Origin of the sequence: Pseudomonas sp. PA-1-6B, assembly GCF_021609545.1 — a bacterium.
Lineage (GTDB): Bacteria > Pseudomonadota > Gammaproteobacteria > Pseudomonadales > Pseudomonadaceae > Aquipseudomonas > Aquipseudomonas fluorescens_BV.
On the sequence record NZ_WJZM01000077.1, the window covers coordinates 1 to 25,539 of the forward strand.

General features: G+C 60.1%; 23 protein-coding genes. 15 read left to right on the forward strand and 8 right to left on the reverse strand.

Annotated features, from left to right (window positions below):
* Positions 1-151: 151 nt before the first annotated feature.
* Together GIV35_RS24950 and GIV35_RS24955 are read right to left on the reverse strand one after the other, a co-directional pair.
* Positions 152-781, reverse strand: a complete 630-nt coding sequence (locus GIV35_RS24950; protein WP_236265155.1) for a TetR/AcrR family transcriptional regulator — start codon at positions 779-781, stop codon at positions 152-154.
* A gap of 224 nt (positions 782-1,005) precedes the next feature.
* Complete coding sequence (locus GIV35_RS24955; RefSeq protein ID WP_003195252.1) at positions 1,006-2,382, reverse strand: glutamine synthetase family protein; 1,377 nt, start codon at positions 2,380-2,382, stop codon at positions 1,006-1,008.
* Between the two features lie 597 nt (positions 2,383-2,979).
* Here GIV35_RS24955 and GIV35_RS24960 point away from each other — a divergent pair.
* The 7 genes from GIV35_RS24960 (at position 2,980) to GIV35_RS24990 (ending at position 11,381) form a co-directional block, all read left to right on the forward strand.
* Entirely contained in the window at positions 2,980-4,338 is a 1,359-nt protein-coding gene (locus GIV35_RS24960) for a glutamine synthetase family protein (protein WP_003195249.1), read from the forward strand.
* Positions 4,339-4,395: 57 nt separating this feature from the next.
* Positions 4,396-5,760 carry an aspartate aminotransferase family protein gene (locus GIV35_RS24965; protein ID WP_014720386.1) on the forward strand — a complete coding sequence of 455 codons (1,365 nt, stop codon included), beginning with the start codon at positions 4,396-4,398 and terminating at the stop codon, positions 5,758-5,760.
* 183 nt (positions 5,761-5,943) lie between these two features.
* On the forward strand, positions 5,944-7,038 hold the full coding sequence (locus tag GIV35_RS24970) for a polyamine ABC transporter substrate-binding protein (protein ID WP_034129075.1): 1,095 nt from the start codon (positions 5,944-5,946) through the stop codon (positions 7,036-7,038).
* Between the two features lie 241 nt (positions 7,039-7,279).
* Positions 7,280-8,374: a polyamine ABC transporter substrate-binding protein gene (locus tag GIV35_RS24975; protein WP_034128995.1), complete on the forward strand. Its 1,095-nt coding sequence runs from the start codon at positions 7,280-7,282 to the stop codon at positions 8,372-8,374.
* 66 nt (positions 8,375-8,440) lie between these two features.
* Positions 8,441-9,583: an ABC transporter ATP-binding protein gene (locus GIV35_RS24980; protein WP_003195240.1), complete on the forward strand. Its 1,143-nt coding sequence runs from the start codon at positions 8,441-8,443 to the stop codon at positions 9,581-9,583.
* Positions 9,580-10,500, forward strand: coding sequence for an ABC transporter permease subunit (locus GIV35_RS24985; protein ID WP_003195238.1), 921 nt, complete (start codon positions 9,580-9,582; stop codon positions 10,498-10,500). Before GIV35_RS24980 ends, GIV35_RS24985 begins: the two co-directional genes overlap by 4 nt.
* Positions 10,497-11,381 carry an ABC transporter permease subunit gene (locus tag GIV35_RS24990; RefSeq protein ID WP_003195236.1) on the forward strand — a complete coding sequence of 295 codons (885 nt, stop codon included), beginning with the start codon at positions 10,497-10,499 and terminating at the stop codon, positions 11,379-11,381. Before GIV35_RS24985 ends, GIV35_RS24990 begins: the two co-directional genes overlap by 4 nt.
* A gap of 138 nt (positions 11,382-11,519) precedes the next feature.
* Here GIV35_RS24990 and GIV35_RS24995 read toward each other — a convergent pair whose 3' ends face one another.
* Entirely contained in the window at positions 11,520-12,161 is a 642-nt protein-coding gene (locus GIV35_RS24995; protein WP_236265154.1) for an HD domain-containing protein, read from the reverse strand.
* 248 nt (positions 12,162-12,409) lie between these two features.
* On the opposite strand from GIV35_RS24995, the gene GIV35_RS25000 reads away from it, so the two are divergent.
* The gene (locus GIV35_RS25000) at positions 12,410-13,375 is read left to right on the forward strand and encodes a GlxA family transcriptional regulator (RefSeq protein ID WP_236265152.1); all 966 of its coding nucleotides are present in this window, start codon (positions 12,410-12,412) and stop codon (positions 13,373-13,375) included.
* A gap of 129 nt (positions 13,376-13,504) precedes the next feature.
* Here GIV35_RS25000 and GIV35_RS25005 read toward each other — a convergent pair whose 3' ends face one another.
* Positions 13,505-15,859 carry a penicillin acylase family protein gene (locus GIV35_RS25005; RefSeq protein WP_236265151.1) on the reverse strand — a complete coding sequence of 785 codons (2,355 nt, stop codon included), beginning with the start codon at positions 15,857-15,859 and terminating at the stop codon, positions 13,505-13,507.
* 26 nt (positions 15,860-15,885) lie between these two features.
* Positions 15,886-16,461: a DUF6436 domain-containing protein gene (locus GIV35_RS25010; protein WP_105228894.1), complete on the reverse strand. Its 576-nt coding sequence runs from the start codon at positions 16,459-16,461 to the stop codon at positions 15,886-15,888.
* A 98-nt stretch (positions 16,462-16,559) separates the two neighbouring features.
* Between GIV35_RS25010 and GIV35_RS25015 the strand changes: the two genes are divergently transcribed.
* The gene (locus tag GIV35_RS25015) at positions 16,560-17,501 is read left to right on the forward strand and encodes an alpha/beta hydrolase (protein WP_034129074.1); all 942 of its coding nucleotides are present in this window, start codon (positions 16,560-16,562) and stop codon (positions 17,499-17,501) included.
* 86 nt (positions 17,502-17,587) lie between these two features.
* Here GIV35_RS25015 and GIV35_RS25020 read toward each other — a convergent pair whose 3' ends face one another.
* Positions 17,588-18,340 (reverse strand): DUF2059 domain-containing protein, encoded by a 753-nt coding sequence (locus tag GIV35_RS25020; protein ID WP_003195224.1) that lies wholly within the window; start codon positions 18,338-18,340, stop codon positions 17,588-17,590.
* A gap of 131 nt (positions 18,341-18,471) precedes the next feature.
* On the opposite strand from GIV35_RS25020, the gene GIV35_RS25025 reads away from it, so the two are divergent.
* On the forward strand, positions 18,472-19,104 hold the full coding sequence (locus GIV35_RS25025; RefSeq protein WP_003195222.1) for a 2OG-Fe(II) oxygenase: 633 nt from the start codon (positions 18,472-18,474) through the stop codon (positions 19,102-19,104).
* A 2-nt stretch (positions 19,105-19,106) separates the two neighbouring features.
* The gene (locus GIV35_RS25030) at positions 19,107-19,589 is read left to right on the forward strand and encodes a DUF523 domain-containing protein (protein ID WP_127880382.1); all 483 of its coding nucleotides are present in this window, start codon (positions 19,107-19,109) and stop codon (positions 19,587-19,589) included.
* Positions 19,590-19,637: 48 nt separating this feature from the next.
* Here the strand turns inward: GIV35_RS25030 and GIV35_RS25035 are convergent, their stop codons facing one another.
* Complete coding sequence (locus tag GIV35_RS25035; RefSeq protein WP_032902259.1) at positions 19,638-20,111, reverse strand: transporter substrate-binding domain-containing protein; 474 nt, start codon at positions 20,109-20,111, stop codon at positions 19,638-19,640.
* A 134-nt stretch (positions 20,112-20,245) separates the two neighbouring features.
* Here GIV35_RS25035 and GIV35_RS25040 point away from each other — a divergent pair, with 134 nt between their 5' ends.
* Complete coding sequence (locus GIV35_RS25040; RefSeq protein WP_034128985.1) at positions 20,246-20,686, forward strand: DUF4399 domain-containing protein; 441 nt, start codon at positions 20,246-20,248, stop codon at positions 20,684-20,686.
* A gap of 67 nt (positions 20,687-20,753) precedes the next feature.
* Here GIV35_RS25040 and serA read toward each other — a convergent pair whose 3' ends face one another.
* Positions 20,754-21,983 carry a phosphoglycerate dehydrogenase gene (serA, locus tag GIV35_RS25045; RefSeq protein ID WP_003195214.1) on the reverse strand — a complete coding sequence of 410 codons (1,230 nt, stop codon included), beginning with the start codon at positions 21,981-21,983 and terminating at the stop codon, positions 20,754-20,756.
* 205 nt (positions 21,984-22,188) lie between these two features.
* On the opposite strand from serA, the gene GIV35_RS25050 reads away from it, so the two are divergent.
* From GIV35_RS25050 to GIV35_RS25060, 3 genes are all read left to right on the forward strand, one after another.
* On the forward strand, positions 22,189-23,583 hold the full coding sequence (locus tag GIV35_RS25050) for an FAD-binding oxidoreductase (RefSeq protein WP_003195210.1): 1,395 nt from the start codon (positions 22,189-22,191) through the stop codon (positions 23,581-23,583).
* Between the two features lie 22 nt (positions 23,584-23,605).
* Complete coding sequence (locus tag GIV35_RS25055; protein ID WP_034128983.1) at positions 23,606-24,271, forward strand: fumarylacetoacetate hydrolase family protein; 666 nt, start codon at positions 23,606-23,608, stop codon at positions 24,269-24,271.
* 247 nt (positions 24,272-24,518) lie between these two features.
* On the forward strand, positions 24,519-25,442 hold the full coding sequence (locus GIV35_RS25060; RefSeq protein WP_236264427.1) for an SdiA-regulated domain-containing protein: 924 nt from the start codon (positions 24,519-24,521) through the stop codon (positions 25,440-25,442).
* Positions 25,443-25,539 lie beyond the last annotated feature (97 nt).

Consider the following 25,539-nt stretch of genomic DNA (forward strand, 5'->3'; position numbering starts at 1 on the left):
CGAATTCCGGCCAGCGTGGTTTAACGGGGCGCCTAAGATCAAAAGCAGATCAAGATCAAGAGCGGCTCGCTTCGCATCGTGGTTACCGTTGAGCTAACAGAGTTATGTAGATACCTATGCTGCGATGAGGCCGGCCCAGACAACACAGCATTCAGCGCTTGGGCAGATAGGCCGGCAAATAAAGCCCCACATACGCATCAAACACCCGCATCCCTTCCTCCGCCATGCGCGGAGTAATCAGCCCATGCTGATGCACCGAGCGCGCGTACACGCGGTCGCTCAACTCCAGTGCCAGGGCAAACACATCCACATCGCTCGGTAGCGTTGGCACTTCAAAGTGGCGATTGAACACCGCCAGCATCAAGTCGCCTAGTTCCAGATCATGCTGGCGATCAGCCTGGGTCACTTCGGTCAACCCGTGCTGGGCCAGGATCAACTGGCGTGCCGCGGCGTCGTTGCTGTAGATGCTGAGCATGCGTTGTTCAACGATGTAGGACAGGTCGCGCCAATGCTTGAGAGATTCATGCTCGATGGGCGCCTGGATGGCAGCGCGAAAGGCTGCGTGAACGTCAGCGGTCAACGCCTCAAGCAACGCCGGCACACTGGCGAAAAAGTGGTACACCGATGACGGTGGAATCTGTGCCCGTTCGGCCACGCTGTAGATCGACAAGCTCGCCACACCTTCGGTGGACAGCAAAGTGCGGGCGGCGTCCAGAATCGCGTCGATCCGGGCCTGGCTGCGGGCGCGGGGTTTGCGAACAGTGGCGGGGCGGGTGGTCATGGATGTCTCCTACAAGGCAGCAGGCATTGTATGAGCAGGAATCTGTGTTGTCTGCCAAGCCGCCTTCGCGAGCAAGCCCGCTCCCACATTTAACTGCATTCCAAAGTTGAGACCCCTGTGGGAGCGGGCTTGCTCGCGAAGAGGCCAACTCGGTCTACCGGTAGAAACCCATAAAAAAACGCCACTGACCAAAATCAGCGGCGTTCTTTTATTGCAGCAACCGCTTACACGGTATGCAGGTACCAGTTGTACTCAAGGTCGGAGATGGAGTGTTCAAACTCCTCCAGCTCACTTTCCTTACAGGCGACGAAGATATCGATGTATTTAGGATCGATGTACTTGGCCATCACCTCGCTGTCGTCCAACTCGCGCAGGGCATCGCGCAGGTTGTTCGGCAGGCTCTGCTCGTTCTGCTCGTAGCTGTTGCCTTCCACCGGAGCGTTCGGCTCGATCTTGTTGGTCAGGCCGTGGTGTACGCCCGCCAATACCGAGGCCATCAGCAGGTAAGGGTTGGCATCGGCGCCAGCCACACGGTGTTCGATACGCACGGCATCGGACGAGCCGGTGGGTACGCGAATCGCCACGGTGCGGTTATCCAGGCCCCAGCACGGCGAGTTCGGCACGTAGAACTGTGCGCCGAAACGACGGTAGGAGTTGACGTTGGGGCACAGGAACGCCATTTGGGCGGGTAGGGTCTCCAGCACACCGCCGATCGCGTGACGCAATGCGGCGTTCTGCTCGGGATCCTCGCTGGCAAAGATGTTCTTGCCGTCCTTGTCCAGAATGGAAATGTGTACGTGCAGCCCGTTGCCTGCCTGGCCTGGGTAAGGCTTGGCCATGAAGGTGGTGTCCATCTCATGGTCGTAGGCGATGTTCTTGATCAGGCGCTTGAGCAGTACCGCGTAATCGCAGGCCTTGATCGGGTCGGCGACGTGGTGCAGGTTCACTTCGAACTGCGCCGGGGCACTTTCCTTGACGATGGCATCGGCCGGAATGCCTTGCTCCTTGGCACCTTCCAGAATGTCCTGGAGGCAGTCGACGTATTCGTCGAGGTCGTCGATCAGGTAGACCTGTGTCGAGTGCGGGCGTTTGCCGGAGATCGGCGAGCGGGGCGGTTGTGGGCGGCCGTTCACGTTCTCCTGGTCGATCAGGTAGAACTCAAGCTCGAAGGCGGCGCAGATGGTCAGACCGAGGTCGTCAAACTTGGTAACAACTTGGCGGAGCACTTCGCGCGGATCGGCGAAGAAAGGTTCACCTTCGAGTTCGTGCATGGTCATCAGCAGTTGCGCGGTAGGGCGCTTTTGCCAGGGTTCATTGCACAGGGTGTCGGGGATTGGATAACAGATTCGGTCAGCATCACCGATGTCCAGGCCCAGGCCGGTGCTTTCCACCGTAGAGCCGTTGATATCCAGGGCAAATAAAGAGGCAGGCAGGTTAATGCCCTTCTCGTAAACCTTGTGGAGGCTGGTGCGTTCGATGCGCTTACCGCGCACCACACCATTCATATCCGCAATTAGAAGGTCTACGTACAGAACCTCAGGATGATCCTTAAGGAACGCGTTCGCTTCGTTAAGCTGAACGGCACGCGGGGGTACCGACATGATGCAACACCTTTGTTGTTAAAAATATCAATCATTGATCTTTTCTGGTTTCAGTCAACCCGAACGGCCTGCCGAAGTCAAGCGAGGCATTTTTTGCCCTAAAAAAGCGCCACGAAGCCTTTTTTGCGGGGTTTTGGGGCGATTTTTTGGGTTTGAGGGGCTTGGGACCTGCAGGCTTGAGCGGGCCGTGTAGGATTTTTTACGGGGGTGTTGTGTAAAAAAATGAACAAGGCTAAGCTCGATTCAAACCCATAACAGCAATAATACCGGGGTGCTTCATGTTTCACCTGCCGCCAATCGGCGTCTCTGCCTGCTCCAGCCAGGCTTTGTCCGCAGCTCGTTCGCCCCGCGTGAATGTCCAGGCACCGGCCAATATTCTTGACGGCCCGGCCGATCTCCTTTTTGCCATCTCCGACGCCACTGAGCGACCCTCATCCGCCGTGCCGATCATAATTGCGCACAACTTTGGCCTGAGGAATGCAACCCATGGGCAAATGGCAGGTAAGCTCCTACCCTGAATGAAAAAACGACGCGGATGCTGCGTCAACCAACGCCTGGCCTTTAATGGATGCCAGGAAACCCAGCCCAGAGGCATTTATGAGTAACAACCTCGACCAGCTCACCGATTGGTTGAAAGACCACAAGATCACAGAAGTCGAATGCATGATTGGCGACCTCACCGGTATTACCCGGGGCAAGATCTCGCCGACCAACAAGTTCATTGCCGAAAAAGGCATGCGCCTGCCCGAGAGTGTTCTGTTGCAGACCGTGACCGGCGACTATGTCGAAGACGACATCTATTACGAATTGCTCGACCCGGCCGACATCGACATGATCTGCCGCCCCGACCAGAACGCGGTATTTCTGGTGCCCTGGGCCATCGAGCCGACCGCCCAGGTGATCCACGACACCTACGACAAGCAAGGCAACCCGATCGAGCTGTCGCCGCGCAACGTGCTCAAGAAAGTCCTCAAGCTCTACTCCGACCGCGGCTGGCAGCCCATCGTGGCGCCGGAGATGGAGTTCTACCTGACCAAGCGCTGCGAAGACCCGGACTTCCCGCTGCAACCGCCGATTGGCCGCTCCGGCCGCCCGGAAACCGGTCGCCAGTCCTTCTCTATAGAAGCAGCCAACGAATTCGACCCGCTGTTCGAAGACGTCTACGACTGGTGCGAACTGCAGGAACTGGACCTCGACACCCTGATCCACGAGGACGGCACCGCGCAGATGGAAATCAACTTCCGTCACGGCGATGCCCTGTCCCTGGCCGACCAGATCCTGGTGTTCAAGCGCACCATGCGCGAAGCCGCGCTCAAGCACGACGTGGCTGCCACCTTCATGGCCAAGCCCATGACCGGCGAGCCCGGCAGCGCGATGCACCTGCACCAGAGCATCATCGACATTGCCACCGGCAAGAACGTCTTCTCCAATGAAGACGGGACCATGAGCCAACTGTTCCTCAACCACATTGGCGGCCTGCAGAAATTCATCCCTGAATTGCTGCCTTTATTCGCCCCCAACGTGAACTCGTTCCGCCGCTTCCTGCCCGATACCTCGGCGCCGGTGAACGTGGAATGGGGCGAAGAAAACCGCACCGTCGGCCTGCGCGTACCGGATGCCGGCCCGCAGAACCGCCGCGTGGAAAACCGCCTGCCGGGCGCCGACGCCAACCCGTACCTGGCGATTGCTGCCAGCCTGTTGTGCGGCTACATCGGCATGGTCGAAGGCCATAACCCGAGCGCGCCGGTGGTGGGCCGCGGTTACGAGCGACGCAACCTGCGCCTGCCGTTGACCATCGAAGACGCCCTGGAACGCATGGAAAACAGCAAGACCATCGAGAAATACCTGGGGCAAAAATTCATCACAGGCTACGTCGCGGTCAAGCGGGCCGAGCATGAAAACTTCAAGCGCGTGATCAGTTCGTGGGAGCGGGAATTCCTGCTCTTCGCCGTCTGATGCGCCGGGCGCGCCCTTCAAACGGCGCGCCTTCACTGAAAAGTCTAGGAGATTGGTATGTCCAGCAACAACCCGCAAACCCGTGAATGGCAAGCCTTGAGCAATGATCACCACCTGGCGCCGTTCAGCGACTTCAAGCAATTGAAAGAGAAAGGCCCAAGGATCATCACCAAAGCCCACGGCGTTTACCTGTGGGACAGCGAAGGCAACAAGATCCTCGACGGTATGGCCGGCCTGTGGTGCGTGGCGATCGGTTACGGTCGCGATGAACTGGCCGATGCCGCCGCCAAGCAGATGAAAGAACTGCCGTACTACAACCTGTTCTTCCAGACCGCACACCCGCCGGTATTGGAGTTGGCCAAGGTCATTTCCGATGTCGCGCCGGCTGGCATGAACCACGTGTTCTTCACCGGCTCTGGCTCCGAAGGCAACGACACCATGTTGCGCATGGTCCGCCACTACTGGGCGATCAAGGGCCAGCCCAACAAGAAAACCATCATTGCCCGCAAGAATGGCTACCACGGCTCTACCGTGGCCGGCGCCAGCCTGGGCGGCATGACCTATATGCACGAGCAGGGCGACTTGCCGATCCCGGGCATTACCCACATCGCGCAGCCGTACTGGTTTGGCGAAGGCGGCGACATGAGCCCCGAGGAATTCGGTGTGTGGGCCGCCAACCAGTTGGAAGAGAAAATCCTGGAGCTGGGCGTGGACAACGTCGGCGCCTTTATTGCCGAGCCGATCCAGGGTGCCGGTGGCGTGATCGTGCCGCCTGCCACGTACTGGCCGCGCATCAAGGAAATCCTCGCCAAGTACGACATCCTGTTTGTCGCCGACGAAGTAATCTGCGGCTTCGGCCGTACCGGTGAGTGGTTCGGTAGCGATTTCTACGACCTCAAGCCGCACATGATGACCATCGCCAAGGGCCTGACCTCGGGCTACGTGCCCATGGGCGGCCTGATCGTGCGTGACGAAGTGGTGGCGGTGCTTAACGAAGGTGGCGATTTCAACCACGGCTTTACCTACTCCGGCCACCCGGTGGCCGCGGCCGTGGCGCTGGAAAACATCCGCATCCTGCGCGATGAAAAAATCGTTAACCGTGTGCACGACGAAACGGCACCGTATTTGCAAAAGCGTCTGAGGGAACTGGGCGATCATCCGCTGGTGGGTGAAGTCCGCGGCGTCGGTATGCTCGGTGCGATCGAGCTGGTGCAGGACAAGGCGACGCGCAAGCGTCATGAAGGCAAAGGCGCGGGCATGATCTGCCGAACCTTCTGCTTTGAAAATGGCCTGATCATGCGCGCCGTGGGCGACACCATGATCATTTCGCCGCCACTGGTCATCAGCAAGGCTGAAATCGATGAGCTGGTAACCAAGGCCCGCCATTGCCTGGACCTGACTTTGGCTGCCTTGCAGGGCTAAGTGCTAGGCTCAGTGCGCGGTGCACCGGGCAGTTAAAAATGCAGGGGCTTTGGTTGAAAGCCGGCCCCTGAACTTGCCAGACTGTCGCCCTGTTTTGTTGCCCTTCGGTTGGGCCGTAAAACATACAACGCTTGTGGCCCAAAAAAGAAAAAATTGGAGCATCACCAAATGAAGGCATTAGGTTTGAAGAACGCTGGCAAGACCCTCCTCGCCTTGTCCCTGATGGGTGCAATGGCGGGCGCGGCCCAGGCAGACAATAAAGTGCTGCACGTCTACAACTGGTCCGACTACATTGCACCGGACACCATCGCCAACTTTGAAAAAGAGTCGGGCATCAAAGTGGTGTACGACGTTTTTGACAGCAACGAAACCCTGGAAGCCAAGTTGCTGGCAGGCAAGTCCGGCTACGACATCGTTGTGCCGTCGAACAGCTTCCTCGCCAAGCAGATCAAGGCCGGTGTCTACCAGGAGCTGGACAAGTCCAAGCTGTCCAACTACGACAACCTGAACAAATCCCTGCTCAAGGCTGTATCGGTCAGCGACCCGGACAACAAGCACGCCTTCCCGTACATGTGGGGCTCGATGGGCATCGGCTACAACCCGGAGAAGGTAAAGGCCGCACTGGGCGTGGACAAGATCGACTCCTGGGACGTACTGATGAAGCCGGAAAACATCGCCAAGCTGAAAAGCTGCGGCGTGAGCTTCCTCGATTCGCCAACCGAAATGCTGCCGGTAGCGCTGCATTACCTGGGCCTGCCGACCGACACTACGAAGAAGGCTGATCTGAAACAGGCCGAAGACCTGTTCATGAAAATCCGTCCTTCGATCGGCTACTTCCACTCCTCCAAGTACATCTCCGACCTGGCCAACGGCAACATCTGCGTGGCTGTGGGCTACTCGGGTGACATCGAACAGGCCAAAACCCGCGCGGCTGAAGCCGGCGGCAAGGTCAAGATCGCCTATGACATTCCCAAGGAAGGTGCTGGCAGCTTCTTCGACATGGTCGCCATTCCCAAGGATGCTGAAAACGTCGAGGCTGCCTACGCATTCATGAACTACCTGCTCAAGCCAGACGTCATGGCCGCGATCACCAACAGTGTGCGTTTCCCGAACGGTAACGAGAAAGCCACTGCTCTGGTCGATAAAGACATCACCAGCGACCCGGGTATTTATCCGTCGGCCGAAGTGCAATCCAAGCTCTACGCCATTGCCGACATGCCGGCGGCAACTCAGCGTGAAATGACCCGTAGCTGGACCAAGATCAAGTCCGGTAAATAACGCACAAACCTGTAGGAGCGAGCTCGCTCGCGAAAATCGTCAACGATAACGCGGGGGCCTCTGATAGCCCGCGTTGCCTGTGAGTTCTTCGCGAGCAAGCTCGCTCCTACAAACAGTGGCAGCCGTACAGAAAATAAATGACAGAAAGTTTTGCCGGATCGGTTTATCGACGGTAAGTTGCGCGCCGGTTTTGTTGCCGGGCAACAACTTCAAGGCCCCAACTATTCAAGAGGACCTCCACTTGCCAATTTCTTTATTTCGCAAAGCCATGCTGGTGGGTGCAGGTATCACGCTGGCTGCCAGCGTACAGGCCGCACCGACGGTGCATATTTATAACTGGTCGGACTACATCGGCCCCGACACCCTGGCCAACTTCGAAAAGGCCAGCGGTATCAAGCCTGTGTATGACGTGTTTGACTCCAACGAAACCCTGGAAGGCAAGTTGCTCGCCGGGCGTACCGGCTACGACGTCGTGGTGCCGTCCAACCATTTCCTGGGCAAGCAGATCAAGGCTGGAGCGTTCCAGAAGCTCGACAAGTCACTGCTGACAAACTACGCCAACCTCGACCCGGTGCTGCTCAAGCGCCTGGAAAAGAACGACCCGGGCAACCAGTACGCGGTGCCGTACCTGTGGGGCACCAACGGCATTGGCTACAACGTCGACAAGGTCAAGGAAGTGCTGGGTGTCGACAAGATCGACTCCTGGGCGGTGTTGTTCGAACCGGAAAACATGAAGAAGTTGGCCACTTGCGGCGTGTCGTTCATGGACTCGGCCGATGAAATGCTACCGGCGGTACTCAACTATATGGGCCTGGACCCCAACAGCACCAACCCGGCCGACTACAAGAAAGCCGAGGAAAAACTGCTGAAAGTGCGGCCCTACGTGACCTACTTCCATTCCTCCAAATACATCTCGGACCTGGCCAACGGCAACATCTGCGTGGCGGCCGGTTTCTCCGGCGATGTGTTCCAGGCCAAGGCCCGTGCGGCGGAGGCGGGCAAAGGCGTGAACATCGCCTACACGATTCCCAAAGAAGGCGGCAACCTGTGGTTCGACGTGCTGGCGATTCCCAAGGATGCCAGCAACGTCAAGGAAGCCCACGCCTTCATCAACTATTTGCTGCAGCCTGAGGTGATCGCTCAGGTCAGCGATCAAGTCGGTTACGCCAACCCTAACCCAGGGGCGGACAAACTGATGGAGCAATCGATACGCACCGACGAAGCGGTTTACCCACCGCAGGCGGTTCTCGAGCGGACATTCGTCAACTTTGAGCTACCCCCGAAAGTGCAGCGTTTAATGACCCGTAGCTGGACCAAGGTCAAGACGGGCAAGTAAGGCTAAAACTATCCAAGGCTGGCCCGCATTGGGCCGGCTGCACAGTTTTTTTTGGGAGTTTCGTAAATGGCAGTTGCCTCCGGCGCCTATAAGAAAGCCCTCGAGGGCGACCAGACACCGAAAAAGGTGCTGGTCAAAATCGACCGGGTCACGAAGAAGTTCGACGAGACGATTGCCGTGGACGATGTGTCCCTGGAAATCAAGAAAGGCGAGATCTTCGCCTTGCTCGGCGGTTCGGGTTCGGGCAAATCCACCTTGCTGCGCATGCTTGCAGGTTTCGAGCGCCCAACCGAAGGTCGCATCTACCTCGACGGTGTGGACATCACCGACATGCCGCCCTACGAGCGGCCAATCAACATGATGTTCCAGTCCTACGCCTTGTTCCCGCACATGACCGTAGCGCAGAACATCGCCTTCGGCTTGCAACAGGACAAGATCCCCAAGGCTGAAGTCGACGCACGCGTAGCCGAGATGCTCAAGCTGGTGCAGATGAGCCAGTACGCCAAGCGCAAGCCGCACCAATTGTCCGGCGGCCAGCGCCAGCGTGTGGCCCTGGCCCGCTCCTTGGCCAAGCGCCCGAAACTGCTGCTGCTCGATGAGCCGATGGGCGCACTGGACAAGAAGCTGCGCTCGCAGATGCAACTTGAGTTGGTGGAGATCATCGAGCGCGTTGGGGTGACCTGCGTGATGGTGACCCACGACCAGGAAGAAGCCATGACCATGGCCGAACGCATCGCAATCATGCACCTGGGCTGGATCGCCCAGATCGGCAGCCCCATCGATATCTACGAAACTCCCACCAGCCGCCTGGTGTGCGAGTTCATTGGCAACGTCAACATCTTCGACACCCAAGTGGTGGACGACGCCGAAGGCCACGCGGTGCTCAAGTGCCCGGACCTGGACCGCGACATCTACGTAGGCTACGGCATCGCCACCTCGGTGGAAGACAAGTCGGTGACCTACGCCATTCGCCCGGAAAAGCTGCTGGTCACCACCGAAATGCCGACCTGCGAACACAACTGGTCCAGCGGCAAGGTGCACGACATCGCCTACCTGGGCGGCCACTCGGTGTTCTACGTGGAGCTGCCGAGCGGCAAGCTGGTGCAGTCTTTCGTCGCCAACGCCGAACGCCGTGGCCAGCGCCCAACCTGGGGTGACCAGGTGTACGTGTGGTGGGAAGACGACAGCGGCGTGGTACTTCGCTCATGAACATGAAGAAATTCAAGCGGCGCTTGGATCGCATCGTGCCCAATGGCAAGCAGGTGGTCATCGGGATTCCCTTCCTCTGGCTGTTCCTGTTTTTCGCACTGCCGTTTTTCATCGTGCTGAAAATCAGCTTTGCCGAAGCCGATGTGGCGATCCCGCCCTATACCGAGATCTATACCTACGTTGAGCAAAAGCTGGAGGTGGTGCTGAACCTGGCCAACTACAGCTTGCTGGCGGGCGACGAGTTGTACATCGCCGCTTACCTGGGCTCGCTGAAGATGGCGTTTTTCAGCACGCTGCTGTGCCTGCTGATCGGCTACCCGATGGCCTACGCCATTGCCACCGCGCGCAAAGAGATGCAGACCGTGCTGGTGCTGCTGATCATGATGCCCACCTGGACCGCGATCCTGATCCGGGTGTATGCGTGGATGGGCATCCTCAGCAACAACGGCCTGCTCAATGGCTTCCTGATGTCCATGGGCTTGATCAACGAGCCGCTGCAGATCCTCAACACCAACATCGCGGTGTACATCGGCGTGGTCTATTCGTACCTGCCGTTCATGATCCTGCCGCTGTACGCCAACCTGGTTAAGCACGACCAGAGCCTGCTGGAAGCCGCCTCCGACCTGGGGTCGAGCACCTTCAACAGCTTCTGGAAAATCACCGTGCCGCTGTCCAAGAACGGCATCATCGCCGGTTGCATGCTGGTGTTTATCCCGGTGGTGGGCGAGTTCGTGATTCCTGAACTGCTCGGCGGCCCGGAAACCCTGATGATCGGTAAGGTGTTGTGGCAAGAATTCTTCAACAACCGTGACTGGCCGGTGGCGTCTGCCCTGGCGGTGGTGATGCTGGCGATCCTGATCGTGCCGATCATCCTGTTCAACCGCAGCCAAGCCAAAGAGCTGGAGGGCAAGATATGAAGCGCTTTCGTTTCTCCAGCTTCATGCTGGTCGCAGGCTTGTTGTTCATCTACCTGCCGATGTTGATCCTGGTGATCTACTCGTTCAACGAATCCAAGCTGGTGACAGTGTGGGGCGGTTGGTCGATCAAGTGGTACGTGGGCCTGTTGGACAACACCCAGTTGATGGGCTCGGTGGCCCGCTCCCTGGAAATCGCCTGCTACACGGCGGTGGCGGCGGTGGCGTTGGGTACCCTGGCCGCCTTCGTGCTGACGCGCATCAGCCAGTTCAAGGGCCGCACGCTGTTCGGTGGCCTGGTGACGGCGCCGTTGGTGATGCCGGAAGTGATCACCGGCCTGTCGCTGTTGCTGCTGTTCGTGGCCATGGCGCAGATGATCGGCTGGCCCCAGGAGCGTGGCATCGTCACCATCTGGATCGCCCACACCACCTTCTGTGCGGCGTATGTGGCGGTGGTGGTGTCGGCGCGCTTGCGTGAGCTGGACCTGTCGATCGAGGAAGCGGCGATGGACCTGGGCGCGCGGCCGTGGAAGGTGTTCTTCCTGATCACCATCCCGATGATCGCGCCATCGCTGGCAGCGGGCGGCATGATGTCGTTCGCGCTATCGCTGGACGACCTGGTACTGGCCAGCTTCGTGTCGGGCCCCGGTTCCACCACCTTGCCGATGGAAGTGTTCTCGGCGGTGCGTCTGGGGGTTAAACCCGAGATCAACGCCGTGGCGAGCCTGATTCTGTTGGCGGTGTCGCTGGTGACCTTCCTGGTGTGGTTCTTCAGCCGTCGGGCCGAAGAGCATCGCAAGAAGGCTATTCAGCAAGCGATTGAAGAAGCCGCAGCGGATGGCTGGCAGCAGCCGGACAAGCGCCGGGCGCCAGCACCGGTCTGACTGCCGGAGCAGGGTGAAAATGTGGGAGCTGGCTTGCCTGCGATGGCGGTGTATCAGTCACTTATTAGGTGCTGACCCACCGCCATCGCAGGCAAGCCAGCTCCCACAGTAGTTTTGCGGTGCTTATAAAATCGGGTTTCAGTCAGCCCACGGCGACGTGCGGATCACCTGCACAAAATTCATCGGCTTGAACCCCGGCTCCTGGTCCGCCAGCACGTCGGTCTTAACATTGCCAAACGTGGTCTGCGGGCGATGGCGCAAGCCGTCGGCGAACGCGCAGATAATGCACTCCTTGAACCCTTCACCCCGTGGATGCGCGTGCACCACCGCTTCGCGCTGCGCGCTGCTGAACGCGGCGTAGTCGATGCCCAGCACGTCCATCTCCACACCGGCGGTCACCAGCGCTACGGTGGGGCGCAGGTGTTTCGGCACACCCGGCGTGGTGTGCAGGGCGATGGACAACCACACTTGTTCGATATCGTCATCGCTCAACCCATAGGGCTTGAGAAATGCGGCGGCGGCGTTGGCGCCGTCCACTTCAAAACGCTCGTCGTCACTGCGGTGGCCTTCCACCAGGCCCAGGTCATGGAACATCGCGCCGACGTAGAGCAACTCCGGGTTGTAGGCCAATTGCTTGCGTTCACCGCTCAAGGCGCCGAACAGGAAGACGCGGCGCGAATGGTGGTAGAGCAGGTCCGATTCGACGTCGCGGATGTATTCGGTGGTGGCCCTGGCCAAGGCGCTATCAGGGATCTGAATACCGGCTATGGTGATGCTCATGGTGGATCTCCTCTGGAAAGACTTCAGTCTGGTCCCATGACCCTGAAGCGGCTATTGCGACAGGGAGGCGATCCCGGCCAATGTGCCGCCACATCGTGCCAAGCATGTAGGCGATCCCCTGTGGGAGCTGGCTTGCCTGCGATAGCATCACCTCGGTGTACCTGCGGTACCGAGTCGTCTGCATCGCAGGCAAGCCAGCTCCCACAAGGGGGTCGCGTTTATCCAGTTGGAAAAAGGTGTTTGTGACCATGGGCAAAACCGTCGCCATCCTGATCTTCCCCGGTGTCCAGTCGCTGGACGTGAGCGGGCCGATGGATGTGTTCTGCGAGGCCAACCGCTTCCTGGTGCCCGAGGATCACTATCGGCTGGAAGTACTCGGCTTTGGCCGCGGCGCCATGGCGGCGTCCAACGGTTTGTCACTGCAGGCGCACAAGCACTACAGCGAAGCCCGGCAACCCTATGACCTGTTGCTGGTCGCCGGTGGCCCGCAGTTACCCTTCGAAGATTTCGGCTTCGAGTTTGACGCTTGGCTGCGCGCGGCCGCCGCGAAGGCGCAGCGCTTTGGCTCGATCTGCAATGGCGCCTTCATGCTGGCCCGTGCAGGTCTGCTGGACGGTAAGACCGTCACTACCCATTGGAACGATGCCGCCAGCCTGGCGCGCCTGTGCCCCTCGGCCCAGGTCGAAGCCGACCGTCTCTATGTGCAGGACGGCAAGCTCTACACCTCCGCCGGGGTCACGGCAGGTATCGACCTGTCGTTGTACTTGCTGGCCCAGGATCACGGCCCGGAAGTGGCCCTGAGCGTGGCCAAGCGCCTTGTGGTGTTCACCCAGCGCTCGGGCGGGCAATCGCAGTTCAGCCCGTTCCTCACGCCCCATGCCGAAACCACGTCGGCGGTGGCGCTGGTGCAGCTGTACGTGCTGGCCAACCTGACGGGAGACTTGACCATTGCCGACCTGGCCAAGGCGGCCAATATGAGTGCGCGTAATTTCTCGCGGGTGTTTGCCCGTGAAGCGCGGATTACGCCGGCGGAATTTGTCGAGAGGGCGCGCGTGGATGCGGCGCGCGTGATGCTTGAAAGCAGCCACGCACCCCTTAAGACCGTGGCCTATCAATGCGGCTTTCGCGACGCCCAGCACATGCGCAGTGTGTTCAACCGCCGGCTGGGCGTCACGCCGCAACAGTTCAGGCTTAACTTTGCGGCGCCGGTTTGAGCGTGTCGTAGGCTGCGTGATCGTTCCCACGCTCTGCGTGGTAACGCCTCTTGGGACGCTCTGCGTCCCGCTTCTAAGGGCGGACGCGGAGCGTCCATGGCTGCATTCCCACGCGGAGCGTGGGAACGATCATCGGGCGGGCAGCAGTTTCAAGGTGCCGCGGGTATTGGCCGTCACTTCCTCCTCACTGAAGTGCGCCTGCTCATACCTGCCCTCGATATAGCTCTGCGCCTGGTCGCCATAGTGCGTATCAAAGGGCACACCGCTTTGCCCCACCGGGTTGATGGTGAGGGCGTGGGCCGGGTCGGCGAAGTCGATCAGGCGCCGTGTCGACGGACCGTAGGTCACAGGCCACGGCGCCGGGCCAATCGGGGCGGTCTGGTTGTTCGGCACTTCGTGGCTGCCCGGTGCCGGGAACGGGCCGACGTTGAAGATTTTATCCAGCGGTTTTTGCAGGCCCAGCGGGTGGCCGTGGGTCAGGGTGTGCGCCTTGCCCCACTGCCACTGTGCCGGGTCATCGCCGAACGTAGCCTTGAGGTGGGCCAGGCTATTGTCCCAGGCGAGCTTGACGGTGTCGGCCCGATTGCCGTTCCACCAGGGCGAGTCTGCCGACGCGGCCAGGCGGGGCAATGCGGCGTCGATCACGCGGGTGCCGAGCAGGGTCTTGAACAAGGCATCGCCGAGTTTGGGGTGAAAGGTTGCGTCGCTGAGGTTGAACAGCAACTGGTTGAACAGCGTGGCATTGGTGGAGTCCAGCGGGTAGTCACCCTTCCAGTTGGCAAGCTGTTCCACCAGTTTGAGTTGCGCCGGGTCCTTGACCACCTCGCGCAGCACCGGCAACAGCGGTGCCAGCAGGCGTGGGCCGTAGGCGGTGGTGGTGCCCAGTTGCAGGGCCTGGCTGTTGGTCACATCCCACTTCACGCTTGTGTCGCTCAACTGCGCGTTCAACTGCTGGCCGCGGTCAGCCAGGTTGTAATAACCGGGGATCGGCATGCCGGTGGGCGATGCCGGCTGGGCATTGGCGGACACCACATAGCCGCGCGGCGGGTTTTCTTCCTGGGGGTTGGCACTGAAGGGGTAGAAACCCAGCTTGTCGGCCTGGGCAGTGCTGCCGTCGAGGATGAACGCCGGGTCGACGCCGGCCGGGCGGATCGGCAACTGCGCTGCCGCCCACCAGCCGATATCGCCTTTGGCATTGGCCCACACGATGTTCAGGCCCGGCGCCGAAACCTTGGCGGCTGCGGCGCGTGCCTTGGGCAGGGTGTCGGCACGGTTGAGCTGGTAGAAACCATCGAGGATCGGGTTTTCACTGTCCAGAAACGCCCACCACATGGCAATCGGTGTGCTGCCGGCGTTCTCACCGAGCACGTCGTTGATGATCGGGCCGTGGGGTGAACGGCGCAGGGTGAGGGTTACCGGCGCCTGGCCCTTGACCTGGATCTGCTGCTCGCTGCTGCTCATGTCCACCCATTGGCCGTGATACCAAACCTGGTTGGGGTTGTCCGGGTTGACCTTCTCGGCGACCAGGTCGAGGTCGTCGTTCTGGAACATGGTCAGGCTCCAGCCGAAGTCCAGGTTGTGCCCCAGGAACGCCACCGGTACCAGCGCGTTGTGGTAGCCGTACAACTCGAAGCCTGGCGCCGACAGCTGCGCCTCGTACCAGACCGAAGGCACCGAGAAACGGATATGAGGGTCACCCGCCAGCAACGGTTTGCCGCTTTGGGTATGGCTGCCGCTGACGGCCCAGGCATTGCTGCCTTCGAACTGCGGCAGGCCGTTGTCGGCCAGGGCCTGTTCGCTCAGGGCGGCGATGGCGCCAAGGGTCTGCCAATCGCTGGCCGCCAGGTTGAGGGCGCCCTTGGGTTGCCAGTCGAGATCGAAGACGTTCAAGTAGGCGCTGCCCAGCCGGTCGCGCACGTAGGTCAGCACCGGCTCGGTACGAAAGGCTGCTGCAAAGCTGTAGGCCATGTACCCGGCGACGCTGATGCTGTCTTCGGCGGTAAACGGGCGCTTGGCGATGCCCAGCACATCGAATTCCATGGGGCTGGCGTGGCTGTCCTGATACTGGTTGATCCCGTCCAGGTAGGCTTGCAGGGCCTTGGACGAGGCTGAGCCAGGGTCCATGTGCTCCACATAGCTCAAGGCACGCTCGCGAATGCGCAGGCTGCGAAACAGTTTGTCGGTCTCCAGCAGCTTGGGCCCCAGCACCTCGGCCAGTTCGCCACGGGCCAGGCGCCGCATGATCTCCATCTGGAACAGGCGGTCCTGGGCATGCACATAGCCCAGGGCGCGGTACAGGTCGGCTTCGTTTTCGGCGCGGATATGCGGTACGCCACGGTCGTCGTAGCGCACCGTGACCGAACCTTGCAGGTGCGCCAGCGTCACCGTGCCCTGGCGCGTGGGTTGTTTGCTGTAGACGTACCAACCGACGCCCAGGGCGACCAGCACAATCAGCACCGCAAAAACCTGCAAGACGCGCTTCATGAACATTCCTTACGAGAGTGGACGGACTACAGATCCTTCGGCCACGAACAATAGCAGCCTACCGCGAGGGTGTGAGTGGCATTCACTTCGCGTCCGGCTCCGAGGGCCTTGAGAATTGGCTCGATAAAACTGTTGCTGGCGTTGCACGTCAGGCCTTCGCTGTAGGGGCCGAAATACGCCAGCTTGCCGGTGCGGTCCCAAATGCCCACGGCCGGGCTGGCGGGGAGCTGGTCCGCGCCGGGCAGGGTATCGAGGACTTTCAGGTGGCGCAGGTTCTCGGGCAACTGGCCGTGGCTGCCGGGTTTTTGCAGGGCATAGAACTCCACCCCTTGGGGCGCGTACTGCTCGATCAACTCGCCCAGGTGTTGCTGGTTACCGACATTGCACGGGCACGCCGGGTCCCAGAAGTGCACCAGGCGAATCGGGCCAGGGCCGCTGAGAGCTGCGGGCAGTTGCAGCGCATCGCCGGAAAATACCGCGGTGTGTTCGCTGAAGGCGCGCAGGTAGCGGCCCTGGAACCAGTCATAGGCCGCCCACAGCACCCCGGCGCAGATAACCAGGATCAGGCTGGCGAACAGGGCGTTACGGTAGGGCGGTCGCATTGGATGTATCCTCGCAGGTCGCGTAGCTTGCCATGCTTGTCCTGACAGATGAATATCGCAGCTCGATATTCATCTTCACCGCAAGTCTGGAAGCCTTTATGCCCGTCACCTTTGACCCTGATCATCTGCGCGAAAGCTTGCGCCCCCTGGTGGATGCGCAGCCGCTGTCAGCCGAGGCGAGGGTTTACCAGCGTTTCTACGGGCTCGACCTGGCCGCACGTCAGGTGCCGGCGGTGAGCCGCCTGGGGCGCTTGCAGGTGGATGGGTTCGAGGTGGTGGCCCAGGTCTGGTGGCCGCCAGCGCCAGTGGCGACGATGTTCCTGTTCCACGGTTTCTACGATCACATGGGGCTGTATCGCCATGTGGTGGACTGGGCGTTGGACCAGGACTTCGTGGTGATCGCCTGCGACCTGCCTGGCCATGGCTTGTCCAGCGGCGCACGGGCCAGCATCGATGACTTTGCGGTGTACCAGAGCGTGGTGCAGGCGTTGTTCGTCGAGGCCAAGGCGCTGCAATTGCCGCAACCGTGGCACCTGTTCGGGCAAAGCACCGGCGGCGCCATTGTGGTGGACCACCTCCTCAACCACGGTGCCCAAAGCCCGGCCCAGGGCAAGACCTTTCTGTTGTCGCCGTTGGTGCGGCCGCGTGCCTGGGGTTGGTCGCAGGTCAGCTATTACCTGCTGCGCCCGTTCGTCAAAGGCATCGCCCGGCGTTTCAGCGATAACTCCAACGACCCTGCGTTCAAGCCGTTCCTGGAAGCCGACCCGCTGCAGCCTCGCCAATTGCCTACCGCCTGGGTGGGGTCGCTGGCGCGCTGGATCAAACGCATCGAAGCCGCACCACGCAGCCCCCGGCGCCCGGTGATCGTGCAGGGTGAGGAAGATATGACGGTGGACTGGCAGCACAATTTGCAGGTGTTGCGGGGTAAGTTCGACCGGCCTGAGGTGTTGATGCTCAAGCGGGGTCGGCATCACTTGGCCAATGAAATTCCGCAGATTCGCGAAGCATATTTTAACTTCCTCACGGATCACCTGAAATAACGCAGTCCAAATGTGGGCGCTGGCTTGCCTGCGATAGCGGTGTCACTGACACAGCGCAATCGCAGGCAAGCCAGCTCCGACAGGGTTTACTGCGTCAGGCTTGAGGTGCTTTGACCAACGGCAAGCCCTGCGCGAATGGCTGCAAGGGCGGCCTGGTAATAGGCCTTGCCCTCCGGCGACTCGGCAAAGGTGGCGAACTCTTCCAGCTCCGGGTCGGACAAATCCCGATAGACATACAGCAAGGTATTGTTCAAATCCTTGTCGATCTGCTGCATCAACCGCTCACGCTGGCCATTCAACATTCCTTGCGCCTGACCGCCGCCGAGCAGGCCTGGGATCATCTGGCTCAAGCTGTCGGCCGCCACGCCCGCAATCGCCAGGCTGACCTCGGCGCCGGCCTCGCGGGCGGGCAGGGCCTGGGCCAAGTGGCCGATGATCAGGCTGCGGGTGGCATCGGCTTCGAGTTTAGGCAGACCCTGGGCGTTTTTTGCCAGTTGGTCGCGGCGCGTGGCCAGCAACTCGGCGGCGACGATCTTGCGGCCCAGGGGCGATTGGAAAAACGCCAGGGCAGGTTTCGGGTCGGGCAAGTGCTTGCGCAATTGCGCCTCGGCACGCTGGTCCATGGCCTGGGCGGCAAAGCGTTTATTGCTGTTGTCCACCAGCGCCTGGTACACCACCGGCGGCAGGCTATTGCGGTAGCGCTGCTGGGCGGCACTGAGGGCGTCATTGAAGTGCGCACGTTGTTCGGCCCAGCCGGCGACCTTGTACAACTGGTCATGGCCGTCTGCCCAGGCGGGCAAAACGCAGAACATCAACACAGAAAAAAACAAACGACGCATAAGGACTCCTGTCAGTCGGCCACTATTGTCCGTGTCGGGCGTAGGATTTGTCGAGAAGTCCTATCAGTCACCTGACTAAAGTGTATTCAGACGCTCAACGGCGCTGTCGGATTTTCAGGCGTATGGATACTATGCGCGCCATGCAGATACCCCTCGATCACCCGCTGCTGCAACGCATCGTCGACGACCTGGCCGAAAAAGGCTGGTCGCAGCAAAATGGCTTCCTGCCCCAGGCTCTGACCCTGGAGCTGGCGGCTGAGTGCCGTAAACGTGCGGCGCAAGGTGAACTGGCGCCCGCAGCAGTAGGTCGTGGGCCGGCCCAGGAGATTCGCGAGGGCATTCGCGGTGACCATATCCAGTGGTTGGAGGAGGGGGACGCGCCTATCTGCGATACCTACATGGGCGTGATGGACGGCCTGCGCCTGGCGATGAATCGCAGCCTGTTCCTGGGCCTGGAAGATTTCGAAAGCCACTTCGCGATGTATCCGCCGGGCGCGTTTTACCTCAAGCATGTAGACCGTTTTCGCGACGATGACCGGCGCATGGTCTCGGCGGTGATCTACTTGAACGACGCCTGGCTGCCTGAGCATGGCGGCCAACTGCGCATGTACCTCAAGGGCGGTGTCGAATACGACGTGGTGCCCACCGGGGGTTGCCTGGTGGTATTCCTGTCGGGCGAGGTGCCTCACGAAGTCCTGCCCGCTACGCGCGAACGCCTGTCCTTGACGGGCTGGTTTCGCCGGCGGGGCAATGAGCCGTTTTAAGCATGGAAAAGATTCTGGTCAGCCGCTGCCTGCTCGGGCACAAGGTGCGCTATGACGGCGGGGCCAGCGGACCATTCGACCCACTGGCAGCGTGGCAAGCTGAAGGCCGCGTGGTTGCCATCTGCCCGGAAGTGGCGGGCGGCTTGCCCACGCCGCGGCCATCGGCCGAAATCCCAGGCGGGCAGGGGATCGACGTGTGGGAAGGCCGCGCCCAGGTGCTGACGGCCGAGGGCGAAGACTTCACCAGCGCCTTTCTCGACGGTGCCCGCCAAGCCTTGGCGCTGGTGCAACGGCATCACATCCGCATCGCCATTCTCAAGGCCAACAGCCCATCCTGCGGCAATCTGTTGACCTATGACGGCACCTTCAGCGGGGTGAAGGTCAGTGGCGAAGGCGTCACGGCAGCGCTGCTCAAGCGCCATGGTGTGCAGGTGTTCAGTGAGTTGCAGTTGCCTGAGGCGGCGGCGGCCCTCACGCAGCTTTAAGAAGCTTAAACAGATCAAATGTGGGAGCAGGCAAGCCAGCTCCCACATTTATTGCACCTTGAGCCATTTCTGCGCCAGCGCCTTCAACCGGCCATCGTCCTTAACCCGCTTCAACGCCCCGTTCAAACTGGTCTTGAACGCCGGGTTGCCCTTCTGGAACGGGATCGCCAATGCCGGCTTCTGGTGGTAAGGCTCACTGAAATCGAAACGATCCTCAAGCTCGGCAGTCATAGCCATATGGTTAATGGCCACGTCGTACTTGCCGGTTTCCACACCGGACAGCAGGTCCGCGTTATCGGTGGTGATAAACGAGGAGCGCACCTCCATTTCCTTGGCCAGCAGTTCACCCAGCTCCACTTCAAAGCCGGCGAGTTTGTCGCCCTCTTTGAAATTGTACGGCGGGGTATTGGCTTCCAGGGCGATGCGCAGTTCACCGCGATCGTTGACGTCGTCAATCAGTTCGGCATGAGCCAAGGGGCTCAGAAGAGGAAGCAACAGCAACAGGCCAGGCGAAAAGCGCATGGTCACTCCTAAAGAATTCGTACAGGCGAGGCGCCTTTCAGCAACGTTTTGTTATGGTGTCGGGTGCCTTGGACCGCAATTTATCGCGAAGTTGTCATAACCCTACAGATTTCACAGAAAAACTGGAGAAGCGAATGAAAGCCCTTTTGTCCCGTGCAACGATTGCCAGCCTTTTGCTGGGTACCTCGATGTTGGCCAGTGCCGCAGACCTTCCTCGTACGCCTGCGCCTGAAGGTGCCGAAGTGTTCATCGTCTCGCCGAAAGATGGCGCCACCGTTGATAAAACCTTCACCGTCAAATTCGGCGTCAAGAAGCTGGACCTGGAACCGATCGACAAGCAAGTGCCTAACGCCGGGCACCACCACCTGCTGGTAGACCAGAAGGTGGAGTCGCTCAACGCCAATGAGGCGATCCCGGCCACGCCTACCTCGATTCACTTCGGCAAGGCGCAGACCGAAACCGAGCTGACCCTGACGCCAGGCAAGCACACCCTGCAACTGGTGGCCGGCGACAACGTGCATCGCCAGTTCGAGCCCACAGTCGCTTCGAAAGTGATCACCGTTAACGTCAAATAAGCGTTATTCGGGCAAAAAAATGGGAGACCCCTGCGGGTCTCCCATTTTTTATCCAGCGCTTGAAGCCTTAGAACAACACGCGGCTACGAATAGTGCCGTTGATGTGCTGCAGCTTCTCTTGCGCCAGGTCCGAGTACTCGGCGTCGACGTCGATCACCACGTAGCCGACCTTCTCGTTGGTCTGCAGGAACTGACCGGAGATGTTGATGCCGTTTTCCGCGAAGACCTTGTTGATCTCCATCATCACGCCAGGGATGTTCTGGTGGATGTGCAGCAGGCGGTGCTTGCCCGGGTGAGCCGGCAGGGCCACTTCCGGGAAGTTGACCGACGATACCGAGGTACCGTTGTCGCTGTACTTGACCAGTTTTTCCGAGACTTCCAGGCCGATGTTGGCTTGGGCTTCAGCGGTGGAGCCGCCGATGTGCGGGGTCAGGATCACGTTGTCCAGGCCACGCAGCGGGCTTTCGAAGATGTCATCGTTGGAGCGCGGCTCCACCGGGAACACGTCGATGGCAGCGCCGATCAGGTGCTTGTCCTTGATCGCGTCGGCCAGGGCATCCAGCTCGACCACGGTGCCGCGAGCGGCGTTGATCAGAATCCCGCCTTTCTTGATCGCGCGGATTTCCTTCTCACCGATCATCCACTGGGTCTCGGCCGTTTCCGGAACGTGCAGGGTGACGATGTCGGACATGCCCAGCAGCTCGGTCAGGCTGGCCACTTGGGTGGCGTTGCCCAATGGCAGCTTGGTCAGGGTGTCGTAGAAGAACACCTGCATACCCAGGCCTTCAGCCAACACCGACAGTTGCGTGCCGATCGAGCCGTAGCCGACGATGCCCAGCTTCTTGCCGCGGATTTCGAAGGAGTTGGCCGCGCTCTTGATCCAGCCGCCACGGTGGCAGGAAGCGTTCTTCTCAGGGATACCGCGCAGCAGCAGGATGGCCTCGGCCAGCACCAGCTCCGCTACGGAACGGGTGTTGGAGTACGGTGCATTGAACACCGCGATGCCGCGCTCGCGCGCTGCATTGAGGTCGACCTGGTTGGTGCCGATGCAGAAACAGCCGACAGCCACGAGTTTCTTGGCGTGGTCGAAGATCTCTTCGGTCAGCTGAGTGCGGGAGCGAATGCCGATAAAGTGCGCGTCGGCGATCTTTTCCTTGAGCTGGGCTTCCGGCAGAGAACTGGTGATGTACTCAATGCTGGTGTACCCGGCGGCTTTCAGAACGTCGACAGCCGATGGGTGGACGCCTTCCAGAAGAAGGAACTTGATCTTGCTCTTATCGAGAGAAGTCTTGCTCATCTGCGTAAACCTGTATCCCGGAGAAAATTGGCAGGGAGTCGAGCAGCGCAAGCTGACCCGGACGGCAGGAAAGCCGTCACCGCAGAAACGCCCTTTGGGTCTGTCCTGCGGGGGCGGTATGCTAGCATACGCACCCCGCTAAACACCTATTCCTGCGACGTGAAGCGTTCTCAGGATGACCATGAATTGTTCGAGAGTTCTGTCGATGACCCATCCTGCCCTGATTGATGAGCTAAAGACCCTGGTTGAGCCCGGCAAAGTGCTGACCGACGCCGACTCCCTGGAGGCTTACGGCAAGGATTGGACCAAGCACTTCGCCCCCGCACCCACCGCTATCGTATTCCCGAAGACCACCGAGCAGGTGCAGGCCATCGTACGGTGGGCCAATGAGCACAAGGTGGCGCTGGTGCCATCGGGCGGGCGCACGGGCTTGTCGGCTGCTGCCGTTGCCGCCAACGGCGAAGTGGTGGTGTCGTTCGACTATATGAACCAGATCCTCGACGTGAACCTCACCGACCGCACCGCCGTGTGCCAGCCGGGTGTGGTCACCAAGCAATTGCAGAACGTCGCCGAAGAAAACGGCCTTTATTATCCGGTGGACTTCGCCTCGTCCGGTTCCAGCCAGATTGGCGGCAATATCGGCACCAATGCCGGCGGGATCAAAGTGATTCGCTACGGTATGACCCGCAACTGGGTGGCCGGCATGAAGGTCGTCACCGGCAAAGGCGATGTGCTGGAGCTGAACCGCGATCTGATCAAGAACGCCACCGGCTACGACATGCGCCAGCTGTTTATCGGCGCCGAGGGCACCCTGGGCTTTGTGGTCGAAGCCACCATGCGCCTGGACCGTGCGCCAAAGAACCTCACGGCGATGGTGCTCGGCACGACTGATTTCGACTCGATCATGCCGGTGCTGCACGCCTTCCAGAGCAAGCTGGACCTGACCGCCTTCGAATTCTTCTCGGACAAGGCCCTGGCCAAAGTCCTTGGCCGTGGCGACGTGCCGGCGCCGTTCGAAACCGAGTGCCCGTTCTACGCGTTGCTCGAATTTGAAGCTACCACCGAAGAAGTCGCCAACCACGCCCTGGAAACCTTCGAACATTGTGTGGAGCAGGGCTGGGTGCTGGATGGCGTGATGAGCCAGAGCGAAACCCAACTGCACAACCTGTGGAAGCTGCGCGAGTACATCTCCGAAACTATTTCCCACTGGACGCCGTACAAGAACGACATCTCGGTGACCGTTTCGAAAGTGCCGGCCTTTCTGAGCGAAATTGACGCGATCGTCGGCGAACACTACCCGGACTTCGAAATTGTCTGGTTCGGCCATATCGGCGACGGCAACCTGCACCTGAACATCCTCAAGCCGGAAAACCTGAGCAAGGATGAGTTTTTCGCCAAGTGCGCCACCGTGAACAAATGGGTATTCGAGACCGTCGCCAAGTACAACGGCTCGATCTCCGCCGAGCACGGGGTGGGCATGACCAAGCGCGATTACCTGACCTACAGCCGCTCACCGGTTGAAATCGAATACATGAAGGCCGTCAAAGCCGTGTTCGACCCTAACGGGATCATGAACCCCGGCAAGATCTTCGCTGTTTAACCGCACCTGAAGGAGTCGTTCCATGAGCTACCAGCACAAGTATGTCGACGGCACCAACATCCACTTCCCGGTGGGTAAAGTGGTGTGCATCGGGCGTAACTACGCCGAACACGCCAAGGAACTGGACAACCCGGTGCCCACCGAGCCGCTGCTGTTCATCAAGCCGGGCAGTTGCGTGGTGCCGTTGGAAGGCGGTTTTGCCATTCCGACCGAACGCGGTTCGGTGCACTACGAAGCGGAAATCGCCGTGTTGATCGGCAAGCCTTTGTCCGCCAAGCCGAGCCGGGAAGAAGTGCTGGACGCCATCTCGGGCTTCGCCCCGGCCCTGGACCTGACCCTGCGCGACAAACAGGCCGAGCTCAAAGCCAAGGGCCTGCCGTGGGAAATCGCCAAGTCGTTCGATGGCGCGGCGGTGATTGCCCCCTTCGTGGTCAGCAGTACCTTTGCAGACGTGACCGATATCGGCATTCGCCTGAGCATCAACGGCGAAGTGCGCCAGGACGGCAACAGCGCGCAGATGCTCAACCCGATTGTGCCGATGATTCAGTACATGGCAGGTTGCTTCTCCCTGCAAGCGGGCGACGTGATCCTGACCGGCACCCCGGCGGGCGTTGGCCCGTTGAATGTGGGGGATGAAGTGGTGTTGGAGCTGGCGGGTGTCAATCGCTTCGAAAGCGTTGTGCGCTAAATCACTGCCAAACTGCGATCAAACTGTGGGAGCGGGCTTGCCCGCGATGGCGGTGTGACAGTCAATGAATAGTTGACTGAACGCCCTCAATCGCGGGCAAGCCCGCTCCCACAGTTGTTTGCGTACATCTGCAGGATCCGGCGTTTTGCATTTTTTTCACACGCCATCCGGATAATTCCCTGCTCTTGCGCGCGGGGCCTTGAATCCTGTGCTATCCCCTACAGCTGACTTTCCGGAAAAGCGCTCAATGGTCGTGCCTCTGCCTACTTCGAAAACCTCGCTCCGCTCTCGCTTGTCCATGCGCTGGTATTCCTGGGTGTTCTTGGCCGGTGCCATTTTGTATGGCGTGGCCTGGGCCATGCACTGGGACGATCGCGGTCTGCTGTGGGTGCTGGAGCGTTTCGAAAGTTCGGCTGAGCGCCGGGAGAGTGTGTGGCTGCCCGACTATCACGCGGTGATCGACGCCAAGTTGCTGCCCGGTATGGAGAAGGATGAGGCTTCGGACCTGTCCTACAACCCTCAGACCAAAACCCTGTTTTCGGTGATGGGCAAGAACCCCTTCCTGGTCGAACTGAGCCTGCAAGGCGATGTGTTGCGCAAAATGCCGCTCAACGGTTGGAACAACCCGGAAGGCGTGGCGGTGATGGAAAACGGCTTGATGGCGGTGGTCGATGAACGCGATCACAGCCTGACCGTGGTCAAGGTCGACGCCGGCACTACGGCGCTGAACAAGGCCGATTTCCCCAGTCATGACCTGGGCCCGTCCAAAGATCAGAACAAAGCCTTTGAAGCCGTCACCTGGGACAAGCGCAACCAGCAGCTGGTGCTGGGCGAAGAGCGTCCGCCGGCCTTGTTCACCTGGAAAAGCGATGGCAATACGCTGGCCGGCGACAAGCAAAAACTGGCCAGCACCGAACTGGATGTGCGCAACCTGTCGGCCCTGTCCATCGACCCCCGTACCGGGCATTTGCTGGTGTTGTCGGCCGATTCCCACCTGCTACTGGAACTGGATGAAACGGGCGAGCAAGTCAGCTTCATGACCTTGCTTGGCGGCTTCAATGGCCTGAAAGACACGATCCCACGTGCCGAAGGCGTGACCATGGACGAGAGCGGCAATCTGTACATGGTCAGTGAGCCAAACCTGTTCTATCGCTTTGAAAAGCAGAAATAACTGACGAATTACGTCAGAGTTTTCTTTATAAACGGCATTCGCCAGGCAGTCCGGTGCGTTTAAGTTTAAATTCAGGTGACCTTGATATCTATTCGCC

Excerpts from the sequence above, each read along its gene's own strand:
- GIV35_RS24980 (WP_003195240.1), top strand. The coding sequence starts at position 8,441 with ATGGCAGTTGCCTCCGGCGCCTATAAGAAAGCCCTCGAGGGCGACCAG.
- GIV35_RS24990 (WP_003195236.1), top strand. The coding sequence starts at position 10,497 with ATGAAGCGCTTTCGTTTCTCCAGCTTCATGCTGGTCGCAGGCTTGTTG.
- GIV35_RS25015 (WP_034129074.1), top strand. The coding sequence starts at position 16,560 with ATGCCCGTCACCTTTGACCCTGATCATCTGCGCGAAAGCTTGCGCCCC.
- GIV35_RS24965 (WP_014720386.1), top strand. The coding sequence starts at position 4,396 with ATGTCCAGCAACAACCCGCAAACCCGTGAATGGCAAGCCTTGAGCAAT.
- GIV35_RS25030 (WP_127880382.1), top strand. The coding sequence starts at position 19,107 with ATGGAAAAGATTCTGGTCAGCCGCTGCCTGCTCGGGCACAAGGTGCGC.
- GIV35_RS25000 (WP_236265152.1), top strand. The coding sequence starts at position 12,410 with ATGGGCAAAACCGTCGCCATCCTGATCTTCCCCGGTGTCCAGTCGCTG.
- serA (WP_003195214.1), bottom strand. The coding sequence starts at position 21,983 with ATGAGCAAGACTTCTCTCGATAAGAGCAAGATCAAGTTCCTTCTTCTG.
- GIV35_RS25050 (WP_003195210.1), top strand. The coding sequence starts at position 22,189 with ATGACCCATCCTGCCCTGATTGATGAGCTAAAGACCCTGGTTGAGCCC.
- GIV35_RS24960 (WP_003195249.1), top strand. The coding sequence starts at position 2,980 with ATGAGTAACAACCTCGACCAGCTCACCGATTGGTTGAAAGACCACAAG.
- GIV35_RS24950 (WP_236265155.1), bottom strand. The coding sequence starts at position 781 with ATGACCACCCGCCCCGCCACTGTTCGCAAACCCCGCGCCCGCAGCCAG.
- GIV35_RS24985 (WP_003195238.1), top strand. The coding sequence starts at position 9,580 with ATGAACATGAAGAAATTCAAGCGGCGCTTGGATCGCATCGTGCCCAAT.
- GIV35_RS25025 (WP_003195222.1), top strand. The coding sequence starts at position 18,472 with ATGCGCGCCATGCAGATACCCCTCGATCACCCGCTGCTGCAACGCATC.
- GIV35_RS25010 (WP_105228894.1), bottom strand. The coding sequence starts at position 16,461 with ATGCGACCGCCCTACCGTAACGCCCTGTTCGCCAGCCTGATCCTGGTT.
- GIV35_RS24995 (WP_236265154.1), bottom strand. The coding sequence starts at position 12,161 with ATGAGCATCACCATAGCCGGTATTCAGATCCCTGATAGCGCCTTGGCC.
- GIV35_RS24955 (WP_003195252.1), bottom strand. The coding sequence starts at position 2,382 with ATGTCGGTACCCCCGCGTGCCGTTCAGCTTAACGAAGCGAACGCGTTC.
- GIV35_RS25005 (WP_236265151.1), bottom strand. The coding sequence starts at position 15,859 with ATGAAGCGCGTCTTGCAGGTTTTTGCGGTGCTGATTGTGCTGGTCGCC.
- GIV35_RS25060 (WP_236264427.1), top strand. The coding sequence starts at position 24,519 with ATGGTCGTGCCTCTGCCTACTTCGAAAACCTCGCTCCGCTCTCGCTTG.
- GIV35_RS25040 (WP_034128985.1), top strand. The coding sequence starts at position 20,246 with ATGAAAGCCCTTTTGTCCCGTGCAACGATTGCCAGCCTTTTGCTGGGT.
- GIV35_RS25035 (WP_032902259.1), bottom strand. The coding sequence starts at position 20,111 with ATGCGCTTTTCGCCTGGCCTGTTGCTGTTGCTTCCTCTTCTGAGCCCC.
- GIV35_RS25055 (WP_034128983.1), top strand. The coding sequence starts at position 23,606 with ATGAGCTACCAGCACAAGTATGTCGACGGCACCAACATCCACTTCCCG.
- GIV35_RS25020 (WP_003195224.1), bottom strand. The coding sequence starts at position 18,340 with ATGCGTCGTTTGTTTTTTTCTGTGTTGATGTTCTGCGTTTTGCCCGCC.